Origin of the sequence: Actinophytocola glycyrrhizae, from assembly GCF_042653545.1 — a bacterium.
Classification (GTDB): domain Bacteria; phylum Actinomycetota; class Actinomycetes; order Mycobacteriales; family Pseudonocardiaceae; genus Actinophytocola; species Actinophytocola glycyrrhizae.
This window is the reverse complement of the sequence record NZ_JBHSIS010000022.1, coordinates 208,188-228,967: the sequence shown is the minus strand read 5'-3', so window position 1 is coordinate 228,967 and position 20,780 is coordinate 208,188. Positions and strand designations below refer to the sequence as shown.

General features: G+C 70.1%; 19 protein-coding genes. 4 read left to right on the top strand and 15 right to left on the bottom strand.

Going from position 1 to position 20,780, the window contains the following annotated elements; translation table 11 throughout:
- The 3 genes from ACFPCV_RS32045 to ACFPCV_RS32035 all read right to left on the bottom strand — a co-directional run bounded on the left by ACFPCV_RS32045 (position 1) and on the right by ACFPCV_RS32035 (position 3,221).
- On the bottom strand, positions 1-843 hold the full coding sequence (locus tag ACFPCV_RS32045; protein WP_378060427.1) for a carbohydrate ABC transporter permease: 843 nt from the start codon (positions 841-843) through the stop codon (positions 1-3).
- Positions 840-1,838, bottom strand: a complete 999-nt coding sequence (locus tag ACFPCV_RS32040; protein ID WP_378060425.1) for a carbohydrate ABC transporter permease — start codon at positions 1,836-1,838, stop codon at positions 840-842. Before ACFPCV_RS32040 ends, ACFPCV_RS32045 begins: the two co-directional genes overlap by 4 nt.
- A gap of 81 nt (positions 1,839-1,919) precedes the next feature.
- Positions 1,920-3,221, bottom strand: a complete 1,302-nt coding sequence (locus ACFPCV_RS32035) for an ABC transporter substrate-binding protein (protein WP_378060423.1) — start codon at positions 3,219-3,221, stop codon at positions 1,920-1,922.
- Between the two features lie 501 nt (positions 3,222-3,722).
- Between ACFPCV_RS32035 and ACFPCV_RS32030 the strand changes: the two genes are divergently transcribed.
- Positions 3,723-4,253, top strand: coding sequence for a hypothetical protein (locus ACFPCV_RS32030; RefSeq protein WP_378060421.1), 531 nt, complete (start codon positions 3,723-3,725; stop codon positions 4,251-4,253).
- Positions 4,254-4,303: 50 nt separating this feature from the next.
- On the opposite strand, the gene ACFPCV_RS32025 is transcribed toward ACFPCV_RS32030, so the two are convergent.
- From ACFPCV_RS32025 to ACFPCV_RS32010, 4 genes are all read right to left on the bottom strand, one after another.
- Entirely contained in the window at positions 4,304-5,275 is a 972-nt protein-coding gene (locus tag ACFPCV_RS32025; RefSeq protein ID WP_378060419.1) for an SMP-30/gluconolactonase/LRE family protein, read from the bottom strand.
- An 8-nt stretch (positions 5,276-5,283) separates the two neighbouring features.
- Positions 5,284-5,943, bottom strand: coding sequence for a histidine phosphatase family protein (locus ACFPCV_RS32020; RefSeq protein ID WP_378060417.1), 660 nt, complete (start codon positions 5,941-5,943; stop codon positions 5,284-5,286).
- The gene (locus tag ACFPCV_RS32015; protein WP_378060415.1) at positions 5,940-6,989 is read right to left on the bottom strand and encodes a phosphotransferase family protein; all 1,050 of its coding nucleotides are present in this window, start codon (positions 6,987-6,989) and stop codon (positions 5,940-5,942) included. The genes ACFPCV_RS32020 and ACFPCV_RS32015 overlap by 4 nt, the downstream gene beginning before the upstream one ends.
- 99 nt (positions 6,990-7,088) lie before the next feature.
- Positions 7,089-8,300, bottom strand: coding sequence for an acyl-CoA dehydrogenase family protein (locus ACFPCV_RS32010; protein WP_378060413.1), 1,212 nt, complete (start codon positions 8,298-8,300; stop codon positions 7,089-7,091).
- 123 nt (positions 8,301-8,423) lie between these two features.
- Here ACFPCV_RS32010 and ACFPCV_RS32005 point away from each other — a divergent pair, with 123 nt between their 5' ends.
- Positions 8,424-8,804, top strand: a complete 381-nt coding sequence (locus ACFPCV_RS32005) for a nuclear transport factor 2 family protein (protein WP_378060411.1) — start codon at positions 8,424-8,426, stop codon at positions 8,802-8,804.
- 514 nt (positions 8,805-9,318) lie between these two features.
- Here the strand turns inward: ACFPCV_RS32005 and ACFPCV_RS32000 are convergent.
- Together ACFPCV_RS32000 and ACFPCV_RS31995 are read right to left on the bottom strand one after the other, a co-directional pair.
- On the bottom strand, positions 9,319-10,521 hold the full coding sequence (locus ACFPCV_RS32000) for a S8 family peptidase (protein ID WP_378060409.1): 1,203 nt from the start codon (positions 10,519-10,521) through the stop codon (positions 9,319-9,321).
- Positions 10,522-10,812: 291 nt separating this feature from the next.
- Complete coding sequence (locus ACFPCV_RS31995) at positions 10,813-12,414, bottom strand: AMP-binding protein (protein WP_378060407.1); 1,602 nt, start codon at positions 12,412-12,414, stop codon at positions 10,813-10,815.
- A gap of 130 nt (positions 12,415-12,544) precedes the next feature.
- On the opposite strand from ACFPCV_RS31995, the gene ACFPCV_RS31990 reads away from it, so the two are divergent.
- Positions 12,545-14,191 (top strand): bifunctional 3'-5' exonuclease/DNA polymerase, encoded by a 1,647-nt coding sequence (locus ACFPCV_RS31990; RefSeq protein ID WP_378060405.1) that lies wholly within the window; start codon positions 12,545-12,547, stop codon positions 14,189-14,191.
- A 232-nt stretch (positions 14,192-14,423) separates the two neighbouring features.
- Here ACFPCV_RS31990 and ACFPCV_RS31985 read toward each other — a convergent pair whose 3' ends face one another.
- The 5 genes from ACFPCV_RS31985 to ACFPCV_RS31965 all read right to left on the bottom strand — a co-directional run bounded on the left by ACFPCV_RS31985 (position 14,424) and on the right by ACFPCV_RS31965 (position 18,875).
- Entirely contained in the window at positions 14,424-15,587 is a 1,164-nt protein-coding gene (locus tag ACFPCV_RS31985; RefSeq protein ID WP_378060403.1) for a lactate 2-monooxygenase, read from the bottom strand.
- A gap of 10 nt (positions 15,588-15,597) precedes the next feature.
- Complete coding sequence (locus ACFPCV_RS31980) at positions 15,598-16,056, bottom strand: T6SS immunity protein Tdi1 domain-containing protein (RefSeq protein WP_378060401.1); 459 nt, start codon at positions 16,054-16,056, stop codon at positions 15,598-15,600.
- Positions 16,057-16,071: 15 nt separating this feature from the next.
- Complete coding sequence (locus tag ACFPCV_RS31975) at positions 16,072-16,554, bottom strand: hypothetical protein (protein ID WP_378060399.1); 483 nt, start codon at positions 16,552-16,554, stop codon at positions 16,072-16,074.
- A gap of 75 nt (positions 16,555-16,629) precedes the next feature.
- Positions 16,630-17,634: a tetratricopeptide repeat protein gene (locus ACFPCV_RS31970; RefSeq protein WP_378060397.1), complete on the bottom strand. Its 1,005-nt coding sequence runs from the start codon at positions 17,632-17,634 to the stop codon at positions 16,630-16,632.
- A gap of 17 nt (positions 17,635-17,651) precedes the next feature.
- Entirely contained in the window at positions 17,652-18,875 is a 1,224-nt protein-coding gene (locus ACFPCV_RS31965) for an NAD(P)/FAD-dependent oxidoreductase (RefSeq protein ID WP_378060395.1), read from the bottom strand.
- Between the two features lie 118 nt (positions 18,876-18,993).
- Here ACFPCV_RS31965 and ACFPCV_RS31960 point away from each other — a divergent pair, with 118 nt between their 5' ends.
- Positions 18,994-19,200, top strand: a complete 207-nt coding sequence (locus ACFPCV_RS31960) for a hypothetical protein (RefSeq protein WP_378060393.1) — start codon at positions 18,994-18,996, stop codon at positions 19,198-19,200.
- Between the two features lie 9 nt (positions 19,201-19,209).
- On the opposite strand, the gene ACFPCV_RS31955 is transcribed toward ACFPCV_RS31960, so the two are convergent.
- Entirely contained in the window at positions 19,210-20,688 is a 1,479-nt protein-coding gene (locus ACFPCV_RS31955; RefSeq protein WP_378060392.1) for a glutamate-cysteine ligase family protein, read from the bottom strand.
- Positions 20,689-20,780 lie beyond the last annotated feature (92 nt).

Sequence of the window (20,780 nt, the reverse complement as noted above, 5' to 3'; positions counted from 1 at the left end):
CTACTTCACTCCTCCGGCGGTAAGACCCGCGATGATGCGCCGCTGGAAGATCAGCACCACGATCACGAGCGGCACCGTCACGATCACACCCGCGGCCATCTTGGTTCCGAAGGGACTGTCGAACCCGGAAATGCCGGTGAACTGGGAGATCGCGACCGTCGCGGTCTTCATCTCCTTCTCGTTCACCATGGTCAGCGCGATGATGAACTCGTTCCACGCCGCGATGAACGTGATGATCGCGGTCGTGAACATGCCCGGCGCGGCCAGCGGCAGGATCACCTTGCGGAACGCCTGCCCACGGGTGAGCCCGTCCACCATGGCCGCCTCCTCCAGCTCCTTCGGCATCTGCCGGAAGAACGTGGCGAGCGTCCACACCGCGAGCGGCAGCGCGAACGAGAGGCTCGGCAGGATCATCGACTGGTAGGTGTTGATCCAGCCGATCTCGGTGAACAGCTTCAGCAGCGGCACGATCAGCGACACGCCGGGGAACATCGACGTCGCGATGATGACCCCGGCGGCGATGTTCTTGAACCGGAAGTCCAGCCGCGCGATGGTGTAGGCCGCGAACGTGCCGACGATCAACGTCGCGATCGTGGTGATGCCCGCGACGCCCAGGCTGTTGCCGAGCGAGCGCCAGAACCCGACGCTCGGGCCGAACACCGCCTCGAAGTTCTCCAGCGACCACGGGCTGGGGAACGGCGAGTTGTCGCCGACGTCGTTGGGCCGCCGGAACGCCGACACGACCATCCAGTAGAACGGCACCAGGCAGTAGACGACGATGACCGCGATGCCGATGTTCAACAGCCAGCGGCGGCCGCCGGGAGCCTTCCCCTGTTCAGTCATGCCGCCACCACCTTGCGCTGCTTGGTCTCCTTGGCCCGGGTGCGTGCCTCACCGATCACGTCCGCGCCGAGCAGTTTGACGAACGCGAAGGCGGTCACCGCCACGTAGACGAACAGCACCACCGCGTACGCCGCGGCAGGCCCGAATCTCAGCTGCTGCGCCTCTTCCTGAGCGAGCATCGACAACGTCTCCACCGACTGTTTTCGTTGGCCGATCATCACGAACGGCAGGTCGAACATGCGCAGCGCGTCGAGGCCGCGGAACAGTACCGCCACCATCAGCGCGGGTTTGACCAGCGGCAGCGTGATCTGCCAGAACTGCTTCCACGCCGACGCGCCGTCCACGCGCGCGGCCTCGTACACGTCGTTCGGGATGATCTGCAGTCCGGCGAGCACGAGCAGGCCGACGAACGGCGCGGTCTTCCACACGTCCGCGATGATCACCGCGATCTTCGCGTGGAAGCCCTCGGTGGTCCACAGGATCTGCGAGTTCAGCACCTCGTTGGCGACGCCGTCCGCGGTGAAGATGAACTGCCACATGATCGCGGACACGGCGGTCGGGATCGCCCACGGCACGAGGATGCTGGCCCGGACCAGTCCCTTCCCGCGCAGTGCGTGGTGCATCACGAGTGCCATCGAGATGCCGATGACGATCTCGAGGATCAGGGTGGTGACGGTGAAGAACGTGGTGTTGAAGAAGGCGTTCCAGAACCGCTCGGCCGACTCGCCCGCGAAGATGGCCGTGTAGTTGTCGATGCCGACGAACCGCTCGTCGTCGATGACGAAGCCGTCCTCGTCCACCCCCTCCACCCTGCGGTACAGGGACTCGCGCAGTGCCGCGATGAGGGGGTAGGCGATCACGATCGCCAGCACGAGGAAGGTGGGGGCGAGCAGCAGGGCCGCGAGCCTGCCGTGCTTCTGCGGGTCGGTCTTCGCGGACGCCGGTTTCTTGGGGTCGCCCGCCGCGGTCGGCGGCGGCGCGGTGGTCGCTGTCACGTCAGAAACTCCCAGGATGTGAAACAGGGAAGCCGGCCGGGCAGGTCCCAAATGAGGCCTGCCCGGCCGGCGTTCTCGGAGCTACTGCGCGGTGAGCGACTCGAGCTTCGTCTGCAGTTCTGCCAGCGCGTCGTCGGTGCTCGTCTCACCGGTCATCGCGCCGTACGCGGCCTCCTGCATGGCCGCCGTGACGTCGCCGTACTTCACGGCCTGCGGCCGCGGCACCGCGTTGAGGATCGACTCCTTCAACGTGGACAGGTACGGGAACTGCTCGAGCAGCTCGGCGTCGTCGTACAGGCTCGTCCTCGTCGGCGCCTGGGAGGTGGCGAGGACGTTGGACTTCTGTGCTTCCTCACTGTTGAAGAACTTGATGAAGTCCAGCGCCGTCGCCTTGTTCTCGGCGAACGCGGAGATCGCGAAGTTGTGTCCGCCCAGAGTGGACACACCAGGGCTGTCCTTGCCGGGCAGCGGGGCGACCTCGAACTTGCCCGCGACCTTGGACGAGCCGTCCGTCGCGTTGGCGAGCGCGTACTGGTAGGGCCACTGGCGGTGGAAGATCAGCTGACCGTCCTGGAACGCGCGCCGGCCCTCCTCCTCCTTGTAGGTGATCGCGGCCTGCGGGATCATCTTGGACTTCATGCCCTCGACCAGGAAGTTCAGGCCGTCCTTGGCCTCCTGGGTGTTGACGGTCGGCTTGCCGGACTCGTCGAGGATGTTGCCACCGGCGGACTGCACGGCCTCGGAGAAGTTCACCGTGAGGCCCTCGTACTTGTCGAACTGCCCCGCGTAGCAACCGATGGCGGCGTTCGTCGCCTGCACCTTGGTGCAGGCCTCCTGCATCTCGTCCCACGTCTTCGGCGGCTCGGCCACGCCCGCGGCGTCGAGGAGGTCCTTGCGGTAGTAGAGCAGGCCGCCGTCGGAGTACACCGGAACCGCGTACATCTTGTCGCGGTACTTGCCGGTGTTCACGGCGGGCTCGAGGAAGTTCTCGAGGTCGAACTCGTCCTGCGGCAGTTCCACGACCCAGCGGTTCGCGGCGAACTCGGCGGTCCACACCACGTCCAGGTTGAGGACGGTGAACTCCTTGGACTCCGCCTGCGCGTTCTGGATCATCTGGTTGCGCTGCTCGTCGGCGGCCTCGGGAAGCTCGACGATCTCGACCTTCTCGTCGGGGTGGTCGGCGTTCCACTCGTCGACCAGCTTCTGCATGTTGCCCGAGGTGTCCTTGCCGGTCGCGAACTTGATCGGACCGCGACCCTCGAGCGCACCGGACGCGGTCCCGCCGCCGCCGCTGTCGTCGGAACCGCTATCGCCACAACCGGCCAGTACGACCGCTGCGACGGCAAGCAAGGCGGCACCGCGCACCCTTGCTTTACCACTCATCTCGTTGTCTCCTGTCAATCAAAAATGAAACCAAACCGCACCTGAACCCTGGGCCATGCGGGAACCGGGCGGAACACGGTATACCGGAAGGTGGTGAGCGGACGCGAAGGAGACCCGAAGAGGACACGGCGGCACGGGGGCGCACAGGCCAAGCCGTCAGTGCGGCTCGTGTCCCGAGTCATCCTCGACTCCTCATTCGCCCGTCCAATTCGGACCGGAACTGACTGTGACCAGCTAGGGCTGGCACACTACTCGCCAACTTGATCGGTTAACGGCGGCCAAGCGTGGACCAGTGCCCGCGCGGGTGTCAACCCCGGAATTGTTATGGAGAGAACGGGAGATCGGACGTCGATGAACCCCCAGTCGAGTGCACGGTTCGAGGAGTTCCCAACACCGGCACAAGGCACCCGGATGCCGGTATCCGGGCCGCCGAATGGCCGCGCCGACCGTCGTGCGATCGCAGTCTTCGCGGCTGTCGCAGGCCTGGTCGTCGGTGCCGCGGTGACGTCGGGAATCTGGTTGCTGTTCGGCAACGAAAGCGGCTCGACATCCCCGGTCTCCGCACCGGAACGGCTCGGCGACCACTACCGGTTCGGCGACGTCCCGCGGCTGTCCTCCGGCGAGAACCAGCGCAAGACGGTCGACCGGCAGAACCGCTACGACGGGGAGAGCTCGGCCCGGTTGTCGGAGTCCAACGACGGCGCCGGCGCGCTCGTCCAGACGTACGCGAACAACGACCTCGACTCGATGTTCGCACTGCAGGTGGTGCGGGCACCGAGCCCGTTCCCGCCGTACGTGTCCTTCAGCGACCCGAAGGACCTGGGCGTCGACAAGCCGCGCGAGGAGGTCCTCCGGTACGGGTCCGTGGCGTGCGCGGTACGCAACGACCCCGGCCAGCCACCGAGGGTGATGGTCTGCCTGCGCACGTCGGACGACCTCACGGTCAGCATCACGAACACCAACGGTGATCTCGGTGAGCAGCCGGAGGAGGTCGCGAAGCTCGTCGACGAGGCGTGGTCGGAGGTGAGCTGACCGCGTGACCGGGCGTGACCAGCCCGTCGCTGCCCGCAGCGCGCAGTCGGCTACGGCAGCGTGAAGTGCGCGATCGCCCGTTCGTTGAGGCTGCCAAGGTAGACCACGCCGTCGGCCTCGCGGACACCGGTCACCATGTGGAAGTCCGGGCGCGTGGCGCGGTAGTCGTGGACGGTCCTGCCGGTGGTGCCGTCGACCGCGCGTACCCACACGACCCGCTTCTCCTTGACCTGCAACGGTTCCGGCAGCGCCCACATCGCCTTGCGGACCGCCGGGTGCAGCCGGTGCGCGAGGTCGAGCGCGGCGATGCGCTGCGATGCCATGGCGATCCACACCAGGCCGTCGGAGCCGGTCGCGATGTTGTCCGGGAACGCGGGCAGGGCGTCGACCAGCGTGGTGCGCCTGCCCGACGGCAGCTCGACGCGGTCGAGCCGGTAGGACCCGCTGCTCGCGACGACCACCCACGACTCGTCGGGCGCGAGCGCCACGCCGTTCGCGAACTGCAGACCGGACAGCAGCACCTCGACCGTCCCGTCCGGGTCGCGGCGCAGGAGCCTGCCGGTGCCGGAGTGCTCCAGCACGTCGGCCTTCCAGTGGTCGAGGTCGAACCGGGACGTCGAGTCGGTGAAGTACACGGTCCCGTCGGCCGCGACCGCCGCGTTGTTGCACACCCGCAGCTGTGGCCCGCGCGGCACCAGCACCTCGATCTCGCCGTCGGTCCTGGACACCAGCAGCAGCCCGCGTTTCGCGTCGCACACCAGCAGGCGCCCGTCCGGGTACAGTTCGATGCCCAGCGGGCGGCCGCCGGTGTCGGCGATCGTGTCGAGTCTGCGGCCGTCCGGGGTGAGCCGCAGGATCCGGCCGTCCTCGACACCGGTGAACACGTGCCCCTTGTCGACGACCACGTCCTCGGCGCCGAACCCGTTGACCTGCAGCACCGTCAGCTCGGGCAGCGGGTCCGGGTGCGGTTTCCGCGCCGTGGGCGGGCGCCACACCTGCGGCGAGATCTTCGGGCGTGCCATGGGTCCTCCTACCGGTAGGTCAGCAGGTCGCGGTGGGGACCGTCGAAGTGGCCGTGCTCGTTGACCGACACCAGGCTGACCCCGGACCGGCCACGGACCAGCTTGGTGATGCTCGCGTTCGCCATCGTGCGGTTGAGTGCCAGGTAACCCGCTGCGGGCGCGGAAAGCAACACCGAGCAGACCGCGCTGATCACGCCTGCCGAGGTGAACACGAGCGCCGAGCCGCCGCGGGGCAGCTCGGCGAACACCTCACCGAGCGCGGCGCGGATACCGTCGGTGAACTGGGTCCACGTGCCGGTCGAGCCCGCCGCGTGCCCGCCGGTGATCCACGCCTCGATGGCCTGGTCGAGCAGGCGCTGGAACTCGCGGGTGGCGTCCTCCAGCTCGGCGACCGGCTGCCCGGACGGCACGAGCCCGAGGTGGTCGTACTCGTTCCACCGCGCGTCCTCGCGGACCGGCAGGTCGACCCCGGCCTCCGCGAGGCACTCCGACGCGGTGTCGACCTGGCGGCGCAGCGTGCCGCTCCACACCGAGTGCACGGTCAGCTCGCGGCGGCGCAGCTCCGCGCCGAGCACCATGGCCTGCTGCTTGCCGGTCGCGGACAGCACGTCGTAGTCGGCGCCGCCGAACGACGCCTGCCCGTGCCGCAGCAGGTAGATCGCGGTCACGTGAGGGCCCTGCGGCAGCGCTCGTCGAGGTAGGCCACGAACCTCGGGAACCCGGCGAACGCCTGGTTGTTCGTCTGTCCACTGTGGAACCGGTAGTAGATCTGCTGCATGATCACCTGCAGCCGGAACCAGCCGAACACCTCGTAGAAGACCCAGTTGTCCGCGGACAGACCCATGCGGTCGCAGTAGTAGGCGACCAGTTCCTTCCGCTTGGGCATGCCCGGCAGGTGCGACGGCTGGCGCCGCGACAGCTGCGCGACCTCGTCGTCGTCGGCCTGGATCCAGTACGCCATGGAGCCCGCGAGGTCCATCAGCGGGTCACCGAGCGTGGCCATCTCCCAGTCGAGGACACCGACGACGGTCAACTCGCCGTCGAGCACCACGTTGTCGAAGCGGAAGTCGTTGTGGATCACGCAGGTGCGCACGTCGTCGGGCTGGTTGGCGGCCAGCCAGTTCATCACGACCTCGCCGTCCGGTGCGTTCGGCGTGCGTGCCCCCCGGTAGCGCTCGGACCAGCCACGCACCTGGCGCGCGACGTACCCGGCGCCCTTGCCGAGGCCGGAAAGGCCCGCCGCGTCCGGGTCCACCTCGTGCAGCTCGATGAGCCGGTCGAACGTGCGGTACGCGAGCGAGGACGCCTCGTGCGGCGACAGCGTCAGCCCGGCAGGCAGGTCGCCGCGCAGGATGATGCCGTCGACGCGGTCCATGACGTAGAAGTCCGACCCGAGCACGTCGTGGTCGGTGCACAGGGCGAGCACGTTCGGGACGTACGGGTAGACCGGCTTGAGCTTGCTCTGCACGGTGTACTCGCGGCGCATGTCGTGCGCGGACGCGGCCTTGTGCCCGGCGGGCGGGCGGCGCAGGATCAGCTCACGGTCCGGATAGGACAGCAGGTAGGTCAGGTTCGAGGCGCCGCCGGGGTACTGCCGCACCTCCGGCGGCCCGTTTAGCCCGTCCACTGTGGACGACAGCCACTCGTGCACGGCCGCCGTGTCGAACGCGTCCTCGTCCCGCAACGCACCGGGTTCGTCCCGCAACCCTGTCACCGGTCACCTTTCTCGACAGCGGCCAGCAGCCGCGCCCGGTACCCGCGCACCTGCCCGTCGCGGCACCCGCCGACCGGCGCTCTGGCAGCGGTGACGGGGTCAGCCATTCTTGTACGCGGCCAGTTCGTGCCGGGCGACCAGTCCCATGTGGACCTCGTCGGGGCCGTCGGCGAGGCGCAGCGACCGCGCGCTCGAGTAGGCGGCGGCGAGCGGGAAGTCCTCGGACAGCCCGGCGGCGCCGTGCAGCTGGATGGCCATGTCGATCACCTCGAGCGCCATGTTCGGCACGGCGACCTTGATCTGCGACACCTCGCTGCGCGCCCCGGCCAGGCCCTCGGTGTCGAGCAGCCACGCGGTGTGCAGCACGAGCAGCCGCGCCTGGTTGATGGCGATCCGCGCCTTGGCGATGCGCTCCCGGTTGCCACCGAGGTTGGCGAGCGGCTTGCCGAACGCCTCCCGCCTGCTTGCCCTGGCACACGCCAGTTCGAGCGACCGCTCGGCGAGCCCGATGAGCCGCATGCAGTGGTGGATGCGCCCGGGCCCGAGCCGCCCCTGCGCGATCTCGAACCCGCGACCCGGCCCGGCGATCACGTTGCCCAGGGGAACCCGGACATCGGTGAAGCTGACCTCGCCGTGCCCGTACGGTTCGTCCCGGTGCCCGAACACCGAGAGCATGCGTTCGACCTTCACCCCTTCGGCGTCGATCGGCACCAGCACCATCGAGTGACGACGGTGACGGTCAGCATCCGGGTCGGTGAGCCCCATGAAGATCACGAACTTGCAGTTCGGATGGCCGACGCCCGTGCTCCACCACTTCCGCCCGTTGATCACGACCTCGTCGCCCTCGACGACGGCGGTGGCCGCCATGTTGGTGGCGTCGGAGGAGGCGACCGCGGGCTCGGTCATGCAGAAGGCGGAGCGGATCTCGCCACGCAGGAGCGGTTCGAGCCACTGTTCCTGCTGCTCGGGGCTGCCGTACTGGAGGAGGACCTCGGAGTTCCCGGTGTCGGGCGCGTTGCAGTTGAACACCTCGGGCGCCAGGAACGAGCGGCCCATCTGCTCGGCGAGCGGCGCGTACTCGACGTTGGACAGGCCAGCGCCGCGTTCGGTGTCGGGGAGGAAGAGGTTCCAGAGCCCCTCGTCGCGGGCCTTGGCCTTGAGGTCGTCGACGACGGGCAGGACCGTCCAGGGGTCCGCGCTGGCGTGCAGGGCCCGGTGGTACTCGGGCTCGACCGGCTCGATCTCGGTCCGCACGAAGTCGGACACCCGGCGCAGGTAGTCGGCCGCCGTGGCCGAGTGCGAGAAATCCACAAAAGGCACCCTAGCCGCGAAAAACCCGGTTCATCGATGCAGAGCCTTCCCCATTTGGTTGAGACCTGCATCACTGCACAAGAACAGGTGGTCGACGCGCACAACGCGGATTACCGTGGCCGGGTGACAATCGATCCGGTGGCCGTGGCCACCCGGTTCAACGACTGCGTCAACCGCCGCGACCTCGACGGCCTCGCGCGGCTGATGTCCGACGACCACCGGTTCGTCGACGCGGAGTCGAACACGGTGTCGGGCAGGCAGGCCTGCGTGGCGGCGTGGCGCGGCTTCTTCGCGGCGTTCCCCGACTACCGCAACGTCTTCCGGTCACTCATGGCGACGGGGAACGTGGTCCGCATCGCGGGGCACTCGGAGTGCGCGGAGCCCGCCCTGGCAGGCCCGGCGCTGTGGACGGCCACGATCGTCGACGACACGGTCGCCGAGTGGCGAGTGCACGAGGACACCCCGGAAAACCGGGCACACCTGGGCTTCCCCGAGCCGCCCTAGTCCGGTGTGGACCAGACGGCAACCACGGCCACGGCAGCTGCCCCTGCGGGCGCGGCGCCCGCTGCACCAGCCCCGGGCGCGTAGCGCCCGGGGCTGGTGCTGCGAAAGGCGCGTTGACGGCGTTGGCAATGCCCTGAAAGGCGCGTTCAGGGCATTGGGCGCCCTGAACGGCCCATTGACGGCACTCGTTGTGCCGCAGACGCCGCGCGGGCGCCGGTGTCGTGTCCCGAAGGCGCTTTCGGGCATCGGGCGGCGTCGCACGTTCACCGACTTTGCCGGGCCCCCGGGCGAACAAAAAGCGGAGCGCCCGGCCGGAATCCGACCGAGCGCTCCGCCAAACCCCGAGGCCCGCGCACCACCGATCCAGACGACGCACCATCGCCTCGCGCGCGCGAACCCCAACCCCCACCCGATCCCGGGGGCGTCCCGCCTTGCCAGCTTACCGGGGTATGCCGGCTGGCGGGAGGTCGCCTGGCATGGTTGTGGACAACTCAGTGGGTTGTGGACAACTGCTTCACTCGCCCGTATACAGGAGCAGGTTCGGCGTGCCAGGGCTGGCGTTGGTGATCTTGTCCGGGGACGCGGCGCCGGTCAGGCCCGCGGCCACGTCGTCCGGGGTGGCGTCCGGGTTCGCGGACAGGAACAGCGCGGCGGCGCCCGCGACGTGCGGGGTGGCCATCGAGGTGCCGCTGATCGTGTTCTCGGCGCCGTCGTTCCAGGACGAGGTGATGTCCACGCCCGGCGCGTACAGGTCGACGACCTCACCGTAGTTGGAGAAGGACGCCTGGCCGTCCGCGTCGTCCGACGCGGCGACGGTGATCGCCTCGGTCACGCGGGCGGGCGAGAAGCCGGTCGCGTCGGCCGACGAGTTGCCGGCCGCGATCGCGAAGGTCACGCCAGAGGCGACGGCACCGCGCACGGCCTCGTCCAGTGCCTCGTCGACGCCGCCGCCGAGGCTCATGTTGGCCACCGACGGGCCGCTGGCGTTCTGGGCGACCCAGTCGATGCCCGCGACGACCTGCTCGGTCGTGCCGGAGCCGCTGTCGTCCAGCACCCGCACGCCGACGATGCCGACGCCCTTGGCCACGCCGTACTCGGCGCCACCGATCGTGCCCGCCACGTGCGTGCCGTGCCCGTGCCCGTCGGCCGGGTCGTCGTCGCCGTCGATCGCGTCGAAGCCGCCGGTCGCCCGGCCCTCGAACGTCGGGTGGTCGACCATGACCCCGGTGTCGATCACGTACGCGGTGACGCCGTCACCCTTGCCCGTGTACGTGTACGAACTGTCCAGCGGCAGGTCCCGCTGGTCGAGGCGGTCGAGCCCCCACGACGGCGGGTTCTCCTGCGTGTCGTTGATCGTGAACGTCTGGTTCTGCTGCACGAACTCGACCGCGCCGTCCGCGGCGAGCCGTCCGGCCTCCGCCTCGGTCGCGTGCACGGAGAACCCGTTCAGCGCGCTCGAGTAGGTACGGCTGACCTGCGCGCCGTGCCTGGCGGACAGGCTCGACGCCGCCGTGGCGACGGACGCGCTCCGCGCCCCGTCGACGGCACTGTCCTTCAGCACGACGATGTAGCTGCCCGCGACCGCGTTCTCGCCACCGGCCAGCAGGATCTGCCCCTCTGCCGCCTGTGCGGGCAGTGCCGCGAACGCGGTGGCGACCGCCACCGCACCCGCGACACCCGCACCCGCGATGAGCCTGCCCCGACTCGTGAGTTTCATTGCGTACCCTTCCAGTCCCCGACTGATAAAGGACAATCCGCGCCCTGCGCAATTGGTGCCCCTAAAACGTTCGGCACGGATTGCCTAATGGCCATTAGGCCCGCGCGTCACGACTCAAGGCAATGACTGACCGTTGCCAGTTCTAGCCCGAATGGCCCAGCAACAAGGCGCTGACCTGCATGAAAGGATCGACCCGACGATCGTCTGGAAATCTGCGTCGGCTATTTGCTCGAATTATGAGACCATATTCCCGACCATCTACGGTTGCGCTCGAAATCTTGATGTGATAATTCAGGCGAGTTTGTCGCGCAGCAGTTTGCCGGTCGCGTTGCGCGGCAGCTCGTCGACGAACACGACCTCGCGCGGCACCTTGAACCTGGCCAGGTTGGCCTTCACGTACGCCTTCAGCTCCTCGCCGTCGACGCCGGCGCCCGGCCTGCGCACCACGTACGCGGCGAGCCGCTGCCCGTACTCGTCGTCGGCGACCCCCGCCACCGCGGCCTCGGCGACGGCGTCGTGCTCGAGCAGCAGGTTCTCGATCTCGCCGGGGAACACGTTCTCGCCGCCGGACACGATCATGTCGTCGTCACGGCCGTCGATGAACAGCAGGCCGTCGTCGTCGTAGTGGCCGACGTCCCCGCTGGACAGCAGCCCGTCGATGATCTCCTTGTGCCTGCCGTCGGTGTAGCCCTCGAACGACAGCATGCTGCCGACGAACACGCGACCGACGACGTGCGGCGCGGTGATCTTCGCGCCGTTCTCGTCGTAGAGCGCGACCCGGCAGCCGACCGGCGCGCGGCCCACGGTGCCCGGCGCCTTCCGCCAGTCCTCCGGCGTGGCGACGGTGGCGACCGCGACCTCGGTCGACCCGTACAGGTTGTGCACGACGTCGCCGAACGCCTCGGTCGCGCGGTTGCCCAGCTCGGGCGGCAGGGCGGACCCGGCGCAGAAGACGATCCGCAGCGACGAGGTGTCGTAGCGCTTCAGCACGTCGTCGCCGAGGTCGAGGATGCGCCGCAGCATGGTCGGCACCAGCACCAGCGCGGTGGCCTTGTTGTCCTGGATGGCGCGGACCGTCACCTCGGGGTCGAACTTCCGGCGCAGCACCACGGTCGAGCCGAGCGAGAGCGACAGCAAGAACTGCGACAGGCCCGTCCCATGGAACAGCGGCGCGGCCATGACCGTGCACTCGCCGGTGCGCAGCGGGATGCGGTCGAGGAACTGGGCCGCGGCCAGCGGGGACCGGACGGTGCGGGGCGCGCCCTTGGGCGTGCCGGTGGTTCCGCTCGTCAGGAGCACGAGGCCGCCGGGGTGCGGCGGGTTGGGCAGGGGCCGGTCGTCGGTCTCGGCGACCAGCTCGTCGACGGTCGGCACGTCGTGCTCGCCGTCGACCCACGCGATGACGCGCTGGACGGCGTTGTCAAGAGCGTCCACCAATGAGGTGAACTCCTGGTCGTAGACGACGGCCTCGACCTTCTCCCTGCGGGCGACGTCCACGAGCTGCGGCTTCGCGAACCCGGTGTTCATGAGCAGGATGCGGGCGCCGAGCTTTCCGGCCGCGACCATGGTCGTGACCGCGTCGCGGTGGTCCCTGGCCAGCAGCGCGATGACCGAGCCGGCCCCGAGTCCTCGGTCCGCGAACGCCCTGGCCAGCGCGTTGGCCCGCAGGCCGAGCTGGTGGTAGGTGAGCGGGCCCAGCTCGTCGACGATCGCGACCGCCGTCTCGTCGCGGTCGGCGGCGACCTGCGCGGCGCCCGCGATCGGGCCGAACCTGCGCAGCGTGAGCAGCGAGCGAAGCGCCTGGTCAGGGCGGAGAACCGGGGCAAGCCCCGCTCGCCTGAGCACGTCGAACCCACGGATCGCGGCCGGTACCTGGGAGAGCGCCCTGAACACTCGCTGACCTCCTCGTCACGTCCCTCCCCCGAACCTACTGGCTAGTTAACTAACGGTCCACTCTCTGTTCGATGGGGTCGCTTCGGCTCGGCTCCGGAAATTGTCGGTGGTCACGCGCACAATGCGTGGCATGAGGGTGGTGGTCGTGCCGGAAGCGGACGGCGCCGGGCAGGTGCTCGGCCCTTCCGGCGTGCCGGAACGCGTCCCCGACCTGGCCGGGTGGATGGCCGGGCGGGACGCGCGCTGGGTGCTGCCCTCGGTTCCGGCCATCTACCCCGACCTGCTGCGCGCCGGTGTGCGCCTCGACCGCTGCCACGACCTCGCGCTCACCGAGGGCATCCTGCTGGCGTTCGAGGAACGCCCCGGCCGCCCGCGCAACCTGGCCGCCACGTGGGCCCGCATGCGCGACCTGCCGGAACCGGACGATCCCCGCCCCGCCGCACGCACCGAGCAGCCGGCGTTGTTCGAGGCGGAGCGGGAACCGGCACCGGCGGGCACCGACCCGCTCACGGCAGCGGCCGCCGTGTACGACGACCAGCTGCGGCGCATCGCCGCGACCGCCCAGCCCGACCGATTACACCTGCTGGTCGCGGCGGAGTCCGCGGGCGCGCTGGCGGCCGAGGAGATGACGCACCACGGGCTCCCGTGGCGTGCGGACGTGCACACGGCTCTGCTCACGGAGCTGCTGGGCCCCAAACCGTCGACGGGCGCGCGGCCGAAGGTCCTCGCGGAGCTGGCCGAGGAGATCACCGAGGCGTTCGGGCTGGCGGGCGCGCCCGAGTCGCGGCAGGTGAATCCGGACAACCCGGCGAGCGTGGTCCGGGCGTTCTCGCGCGCGGGCATCGACGTGCCGTCGAGCAGGGCGCACGTGCTCAAGGAGGTGGAGCACCCGGCCGTCGCCCCGTTGCTGCGCTACAAGGAACTGGCGCGACTGTGGGTGGCGCACGGCTGGTCGTGGCTGGACGCGTGGGTGTCCGGCGGCCGGTTCCGCCCGGAGTACGTGGTGGGCGGCGTGGTGTCGGGCCGCTGGGCGACGCGTGGCGGCGCGGCGCTGCAGCTGCCGAAACAGCTGCGCACCGCGGTCCGCGCGGACGACGGCTGGGCGCTGGTGGTGGCGGACGCGGCACAGCTGGAGCCAAGGGTCCTCGCCGCGCTGGCCGGCGACCGCAAGCTGGCGGAGGTCTCACGCGGCGTCGACCTGTACGCGGGCCTCGCCGAGGAGGTGTTCGACGGTGACCGGGGCCACGCCAAGATCGCGATGCTGTCGGCGATGTACGGCGGCACGAGCGGTGGCGCGGGTCCGCTGCTGGCCAAGCTGCGCAAGCGGTTCCCGCAGGCGGTGGAGTACGTGGAGGCGGCGGCCCGCGCCGGCGAGGAGGGCCAGGTGGTGCGGTCCCGCCTCGGCAGGACCTCGCCGCCACCGAGCGAGAAGTGGCGCGCGCTGATGGGGTCACCGGACACCGACGAGCGCCGGTCCCGTCAGGCGGCCCGCGACTGGGGCCGGTTCACCCGCAACTTCGTGGTGCAGGCCAGCGCCGCGGACTGGGCGCTGACGCTGCTCGCCACGCTGCGCAGACGCATCGCGGGCACGGAAGCCCAGCTGGTCTTCTTCGTGCACGACGAGGTGATGGTCCACTGCCCGGCGGAGATCGCGGACACGGTGGCGGACGCGGTGACGTCGGCCGCGCTGACCGCGTCCCACCTGGTCTTCGGCGACACCCCGGTCCACTTCCCACTGGAGGCGGCGGTGGTCGACTGCTACGCCGACGCGAAGTGACGAGCGTCAGGAGGCCGGACTTGCAGGGCGGCCGGGTGGGGGTGCCTGGTGGCAATGCCCTGAAAGGCGCGTTCAGGGCGCTGGGCGCCCTGAAAGGCCCATTGAGGGCACCCGCCATGCCGTGACCGCGCCTTCAACGGCGCTGGCCTGCCCTGCGGGCTCGGGTGTGATGGCCTGAACGACGTGTCCGCACGCCAGTACCACTTCACGTGGTCTTCGCGGAATCGGTCGTCTAGGTGCGGCGCAACGTGTCCGGGGTCAGCTCGGCGAGCGTGCGGTGGCCGGACAACCCGAGTGTCAGGTCGAGGTCGGCGAGCACGCTGCGCACCGCGTGACGGACACCGTCCTCGCCGCCGAGCGCGAGCCCGTACACGTAGGGCCGCCCCAGCAGCACCGCCTTGGCGCCAAGGGCGAGGGCCTTCAGCACGTCGGCACCGGTCCGCACACCGGAGTCGAACAACACGTCCATCCGGTGACCGATCGCCGCGACGATCTCCGGCAGCATGTCCAGCGCGCCGACGGCACCGTCGACCTGCCGACCACCGTGGTTGGACACCACGATGCCGTCGATCCCTGCCTGCGCGGCGCGCGAGGCGTCCTCGACGTGCTGGATGCCCTTCAGCACGATCGGGCCGTCCCAGTGCTCACGCAGGAACGGCAGCTGGTCCCAGTGGTGGTCGGTGCCGGTGAACATGGGGATCCACTGCAGGATCGCGGCGGTCGGGTCCTCCTCGGGCGTCTTCGCGAGCTTCGCGCGAAACGCCGGGTCGGAGAACGGGATCGCCGTGCCGATGCCGCGGATGAACGGCAGGTACGCCTGGTCGAGGTCGTTGGGCCGCCACGCCAGCGTCCACGTGTCGAGCGTGAGCACCAGCGTCGTGAACCCGGCGGCCTTGGCCCGCCGCAGGATGCTGATCGTCACCTCGTTGTCGTTCGGCCAGTACAGCTGGAACCAGCGTGTCCCGTCACCATTGGCGGCGGCGACGTCCTCGATCGTGTTCGACGACGCCGTCGACAGCACCATCGGCACCCCGAGCGCGGCCGCGGCCCTGGCGGTCGCGAGCTCACCGTCCGGGTGCACGATCGACTGCACCCCGATCGGCGCCAGCAACACCGGCGAGGGCAACTCGGTCCCGACCACGGTGGTCGCGAGGTCCCGCGACGTGGCGTCGGTGAGCATGCGCGGCACGATCCGCCACCGGTCGAACGCCGCACGGTTGGCACGCATCGTCGCCCCGGCCCCGGCACCACCGGCCACGTACCCGTACGGACCGTCGTCGAGCTTCTCCCGCGCGACGGCTTCCAGTCGCGTCGGATCGGTGGTGAACGGCGGCACCTGGTCGCCGAGGCCCTGCAGGTAGATCTCGTTCTGGTACCCGCCGTACTGGCCAGCCACGCTGCTGCTCCTAGGAAATCGTGATCCCGCTGATCGGGGTGCCGGGTGGGAGGTCGCGGACCTGTTCGTGGATCTGCCCGGCGATGTGCAGTGACACCACGAAGTCGATCACCTCGACGTTGTCCACGTCCAGTGCGCCGCCGAGTACGGGTGGTGCCGTGAAGCCGTAGACCTGGGTGTCGGTGGGCACGAGGCCGCGGTGTTCGGCTGCCTGTGCGAGTCCGGCCAGCAGGTACCGGTCCTGGCCGTCGTCGGTGCGCAGGTCGGTCTCCAGTGCCGCCGGGTCCGGCCACGGGCAGGTCAGTGCCCCGTCGAGGGTGTCGAGCCACCAGATGCCCTCGCCCGACTCGAGGAACACGTCGCCGAACGGGGAGGCGAACACGGGCTTCTTGCCGTCGAGCCCGAGCCATGCCCACGACCCGAGCCCGCTTTCGAACTGCTCTGCGGTGAACCTGCGTGTCAGTTCCACCGCGCCATTCAACAGCTACCGGCCCTGCGGACCGAACGGCGGTCCACCCTGCGGACCGTGGTCCAGCATCGGTCCACGCGGTGGCGGCGGGCCCTGCGGTGGCCGCTGCCCGTACTGCGGGCCCTGCCGCGGAACCAGCGGCTGGCCAGAGCCGGGCGGTGGATAGGCCACCGGGTGGCCTGGGCCGTAACCGGGCTGCGGACCGCCAGGCGGTGGGTAGCCGGGCTGCCCGTAGGTGCCCTGCGGCGGCCCGAACCCACCCTGCGGGGTGGCGGGCGCGCCCTGCGGCGGGCCGTAGGCACCCTGCGGTGCGGCGGGCTCGTCCTTGGCGCGCAGCGTCGCGATCAGCAGGAACACCGCGCCGACGCCGCCGAGGATCAGGCCGAGCGCGGGCTGCCATTCCTCGGCCCACATGAGCAGCCGGAACTGGATTTCGGTGAAATGCAGCAACGCCGAACCGAACCCGAACAGGGCCAGGACGGCACCGAGCCGAATCATGGGCTCGTCCCCTCGTTGAGAAAAGAAGTCTTACCAGCACCGACGCGCCCAGGAGCCGCGTGGTTCCGGCGAACACTAACGAGCCCGCGACCACATGCGCCACAACCCGAACGAACTGTTCACGACCGCGACCACAGCGAGACAGAACGCCACTACCAGCAAGGACACGAACACCCCGCCGAATGCCATCACGACCGTCCACACCAGCAATGCCACGTACGACACCGCGAGCGCCGCGCAGGCGACCACCACCAGCGGCGCCCGCGCCCACAGCGCGGGCAACGGCACGCGGGAGCCTGGCGGCAGCCCCGCGAACCCCCGCCACGCCAGCACCCCCACGAACAGCAGCGCCCCCAGCCCCACCCACGCCAGCGACGCGAACACCAGCACGACCGCCAGCACCGCCTGCCACGCCGCGGCCCGCCGCACCGCCAGGTACCACGCCACCCGCGCCACCCGGTCGAAGCCCGGCTCACCCCTGGTGCGGACCGGTTTCCTTCGCCTGCGCGCGTTGTCAGCCGGGCGGGACGCGAGGCGGGCCACCTTGGCGATCACGTCGTCGTTCGCCGGGTCGCGAACCAGCGCGTCGCGGTAGGACCGTTCGGCGAGCATCCAGTCGTGGGCCAGCATCGCGGCGTCGCCGAGCACCTCGTGGGCGCGGGCCTCCTCCGGCGCCAGCGCCACCGCCGCCCGCGCGGCACGCACGGCCTGCTCCGGTTCGCTGCGCGCCAGCGCCTCGGCCAGCGTCACCAGCCCGCGCCAGTCGTCCGGGTCGCGGCGCACGGCCTCGCCCGCCGACACCACGGCCTCCTCGTAGCGTTCCAGCTCGACGAGCGCGAGGCTCGCGAGCCGGTGCGCCCACGCGGGCTGCCCGAGCGGCATCGCGCGCTTGGCCGCGGTCAGCGCCTCCTGCGGTTCACCCACCTCCAGGTAGACGGCGGAGAGCCGACACCAGGCCGCGGCGTTGCCGGGGTAGGTCGCCAGCGCGGACTCCAGCACGACTATCGCCGCCCTCGGCCGTCCCTCGTCGGCCAGCCGCGCCGCCTGCACGAACGCCGCGTCGATCGAACCCTCCGCCATGCGACCTCCCCCGGCGGCTACCCCACCAGCCCCGCCAGATCGGCGTCGGCCAGCTTCGCGGGCTCCACTCTGGCCTGCGTGTCCACGAGCGCGGCCAGCGCGTCGCCGTCGTCCCACATGTTGACGTTCATCGCCGCCCGCACCGCGCCGTCCCGCAGCCAGAACGCGATGAACTCGCGCCCCTCCAGGTCGCCGCGCACCACCAGCTCGTCGGCGAACGGGTCGGCGAGCCCGCGGAACTCCATGCCGAGGTCGTACTGGTCGGAGAAGAAGTACGGGCTCGCCGTGTACGGCTCCGCCGCGCCGAGCAGGTTCTTCGCGACGTGCGCGCCCTGGTCCTTCGCGTTGGCCCAGTGCTCGACCCGCACCCGCTGCCCGTAACGCGGGTGGAAGTGCGCGGCGATGTCGCCGACCGCGTACACGTCCGGCGCCGAGGTCCGCAGCGTGGTGTCCACGTCGACGCCCGCGCCCTCGGACATCTCCAGCCCGGCCTCGTGTGCGAGCTCGGTCCTCGGCCGCGCGCCGACCGCCAGCAGCAGCACGTCACCGGCCACCTCGCTGCCGTCGTCGAGCCGGACGGCGGTGGCGTGCCCGTTCTCGCCGACGTACTCGGCGACCCCGACCCCGAGGCGGAACGTGACGCCCTCGGCCTCGTGCATCCTGCGGAACACCCCGCCGACCGTGTCACCGAGAACGCGGTGCAGCGGCTGCGGCAACGGGTCGACGACCGTCACGTCCGCGCCGTGCTTGCGGGCCGCCGCCGCGGCCTCGCACCCGATCCAGCCCGCGCCGACGATCACCACACGCCTGCCCTCGGTGAACTCCTTGCGCAGGTCACGGGCGTCGTCGAGGCGGCGGAGCCGACGGATGTCGTCGAAGTCGGCACCCGGGACCCGCAGGCGGCGCGGCGTCGAGCCGGTGGCCAGTACCAGCCGGTCCCACGACTCCGTCGCACCGCCGACGTCGACGGTCCGGTCGCCGAGGTGGATCGCGGTCGCCTTCGTGCGCAACCGCAGCTCGATGTTCTTCTCGGCGTAGAACGACTCGTCGTGCACCCAGTCCGGTTCCTCGGTGTCGCCGAGCAGGATGCCCTTGGACAGCGCGGGCAGCTCGTAGGGCCGGTACCGCTGCTCACCGACGAGCAGCACGTCCCCTGCGAAGCCCTGCTCGCGCAACGCACCTGCCGCCGAGGCGCCGGCGAGCCCGGTGCCCACGATCACGATGCGGCGCGGTTCAGCCATGTTCGGTCAAGCCTTTCGTCGAGGATGGTGAAACACGCGTCACGACCCGGTCGTCGCGACGTCTCTGTGTCAAACGAATAATGCGGGGGGACGTACGGAATGGCCGGAGGATGGGAATGTGACCAACCATAAGGAATGGTCGATCACGTGTCGTGACCTCGCCGGCAGGCGACGTGACCTGACGGTGTTCGTCCGGCAGGGCCGGGTCGTGGTCGTCGCGCCGCCCGGTGAGACCGCCGTGCTCAACCCGCTCGACGTCGGGCGGCTGCGGGCCGTGCTCCGCGACGCCGTGGTCGACGCGTCCAAGACGCAGGATGAGAGCTGACAAGGTCCGCTACACCCCTGGCCAGGTGTGCACGGGCTCGTTGGTGTGCATGTGGCTGGCGTAACGGCGGGTCATCTCGCGCAGCGCCTGCTCACGGGTGACCGAGCGGGTCTCCTCCAGCCCGCGCACGGTGTCGACCTGCCAGGTCGCGCCGTTGCGGCCGGAGATGCAGCGCCGCTCGATCACGCCGAGCAGCCGGTCCCGCTGCTCGGGCGCGACGCCCCACAGGTCCAGACCGGTGTGCGCGAGCGGCAGCAACCTGCGCAGCACCAGCTCGGTGACCGGCACGTCGCCGATCCCCGGCCAGTACACCCGCGCCCCGATCCCGCCCTTCGCCGCGGCGTGGAAGTTCTCCTCCGCCGCGGAGAAGCTCATCTGCGTCCACAGCGGACGTTCCTGTTCCGCGAGCGCGCGGACCAGGCCGAAGTAGAGCGCCGCGTTGGCCATCACGTCCACCACCGTCGGGCCGGCGGGCAGCACCCGGTTCTCGACCCGCAGGTGCGGACGACCGTCGACCACGTCGTAGATCGGCCGGTTCCAGCGGTAGATCGTGCCGTTGTGCAGCCGCAGCTCACTCAGCTGCGGCGCGCCGCCCTCGGCGAGCACCTGCGCGGGATCCTCGTCGTCGCACAGCGGCAGCAGCGCCGAGTAGTACCGGACGTTCTCCTCGAACAGGTCGAAGATCGACGTGATCCACCGGTCGCCGAACCACACTCTCGGCCGCACACCCTGCGCCTTCAGCTCGTCCGGCCGGGTGTCGGTGGACTGCTCGAACAACGCGATGCGGCTCTCCGCCCACAGCTGCTTGCCGAACAGGTACGGCGAGTTGGCGGCCAGCGCGACCTGGATGCCCGCGATGACCTGGCTCGCGTTCCAGTAGTCGGCGAACTGCTCCGGCGCCACCTGCAGGTGGTACTGGACGCTGGTGCACGCCGACTCCGGCGCGATCGTGTCGGCCTGGGTGACCAACCGCTCCTCACCCGCGATGTTGATCTCCAGGTCCTCCCCGCGCGCGGCGAAGATCTGCTGGTCGAGCAGCTTGTAGCGCTGGTTCGACGACAACGTGTCCGCGCCCATGTGCTCGTGCCGCAGCGTCGGCAGGATCCCGATCATCACGATGTTCGCGTCGACCGACTCCGCCTTCACCTCCGCCGCGTTCAGCGACGCGCGCAGGCTCTCCTCGAACCCGGTCAGCCCGTCCGGCCCCAGCACCCTCGGCGCCAGGTTGATCTCGATGTTGAACTGGCCGAGCTCGGTCTGGAAGTCCGGGTCCGCGATCGCGTCCAGGACGTCCTGGTTCTTCATCGTCGGGTCCCCGGCCGCGTCGACCAGGTTCAGCTCCACCTCCAGCCCCGACATCGGCCGGTCCGTGTCGAACGCCGACTGCTTGAGCATCTGCGCGAACACGTCCAGGCACTGCCTGACCTTCTCGCGGAACCGTTGCCGGTCCGCGCGGGTGAACTCGGTCCGCTCGACATCCTTGCCCATCCGCATCGCCCCACTAGGTGAATCGCGTACCGGGAAGCCTCGCGCCAAGCCTTTACCCCCGCAAGCTGCGAGATCAAACAAGCGTACCGGGA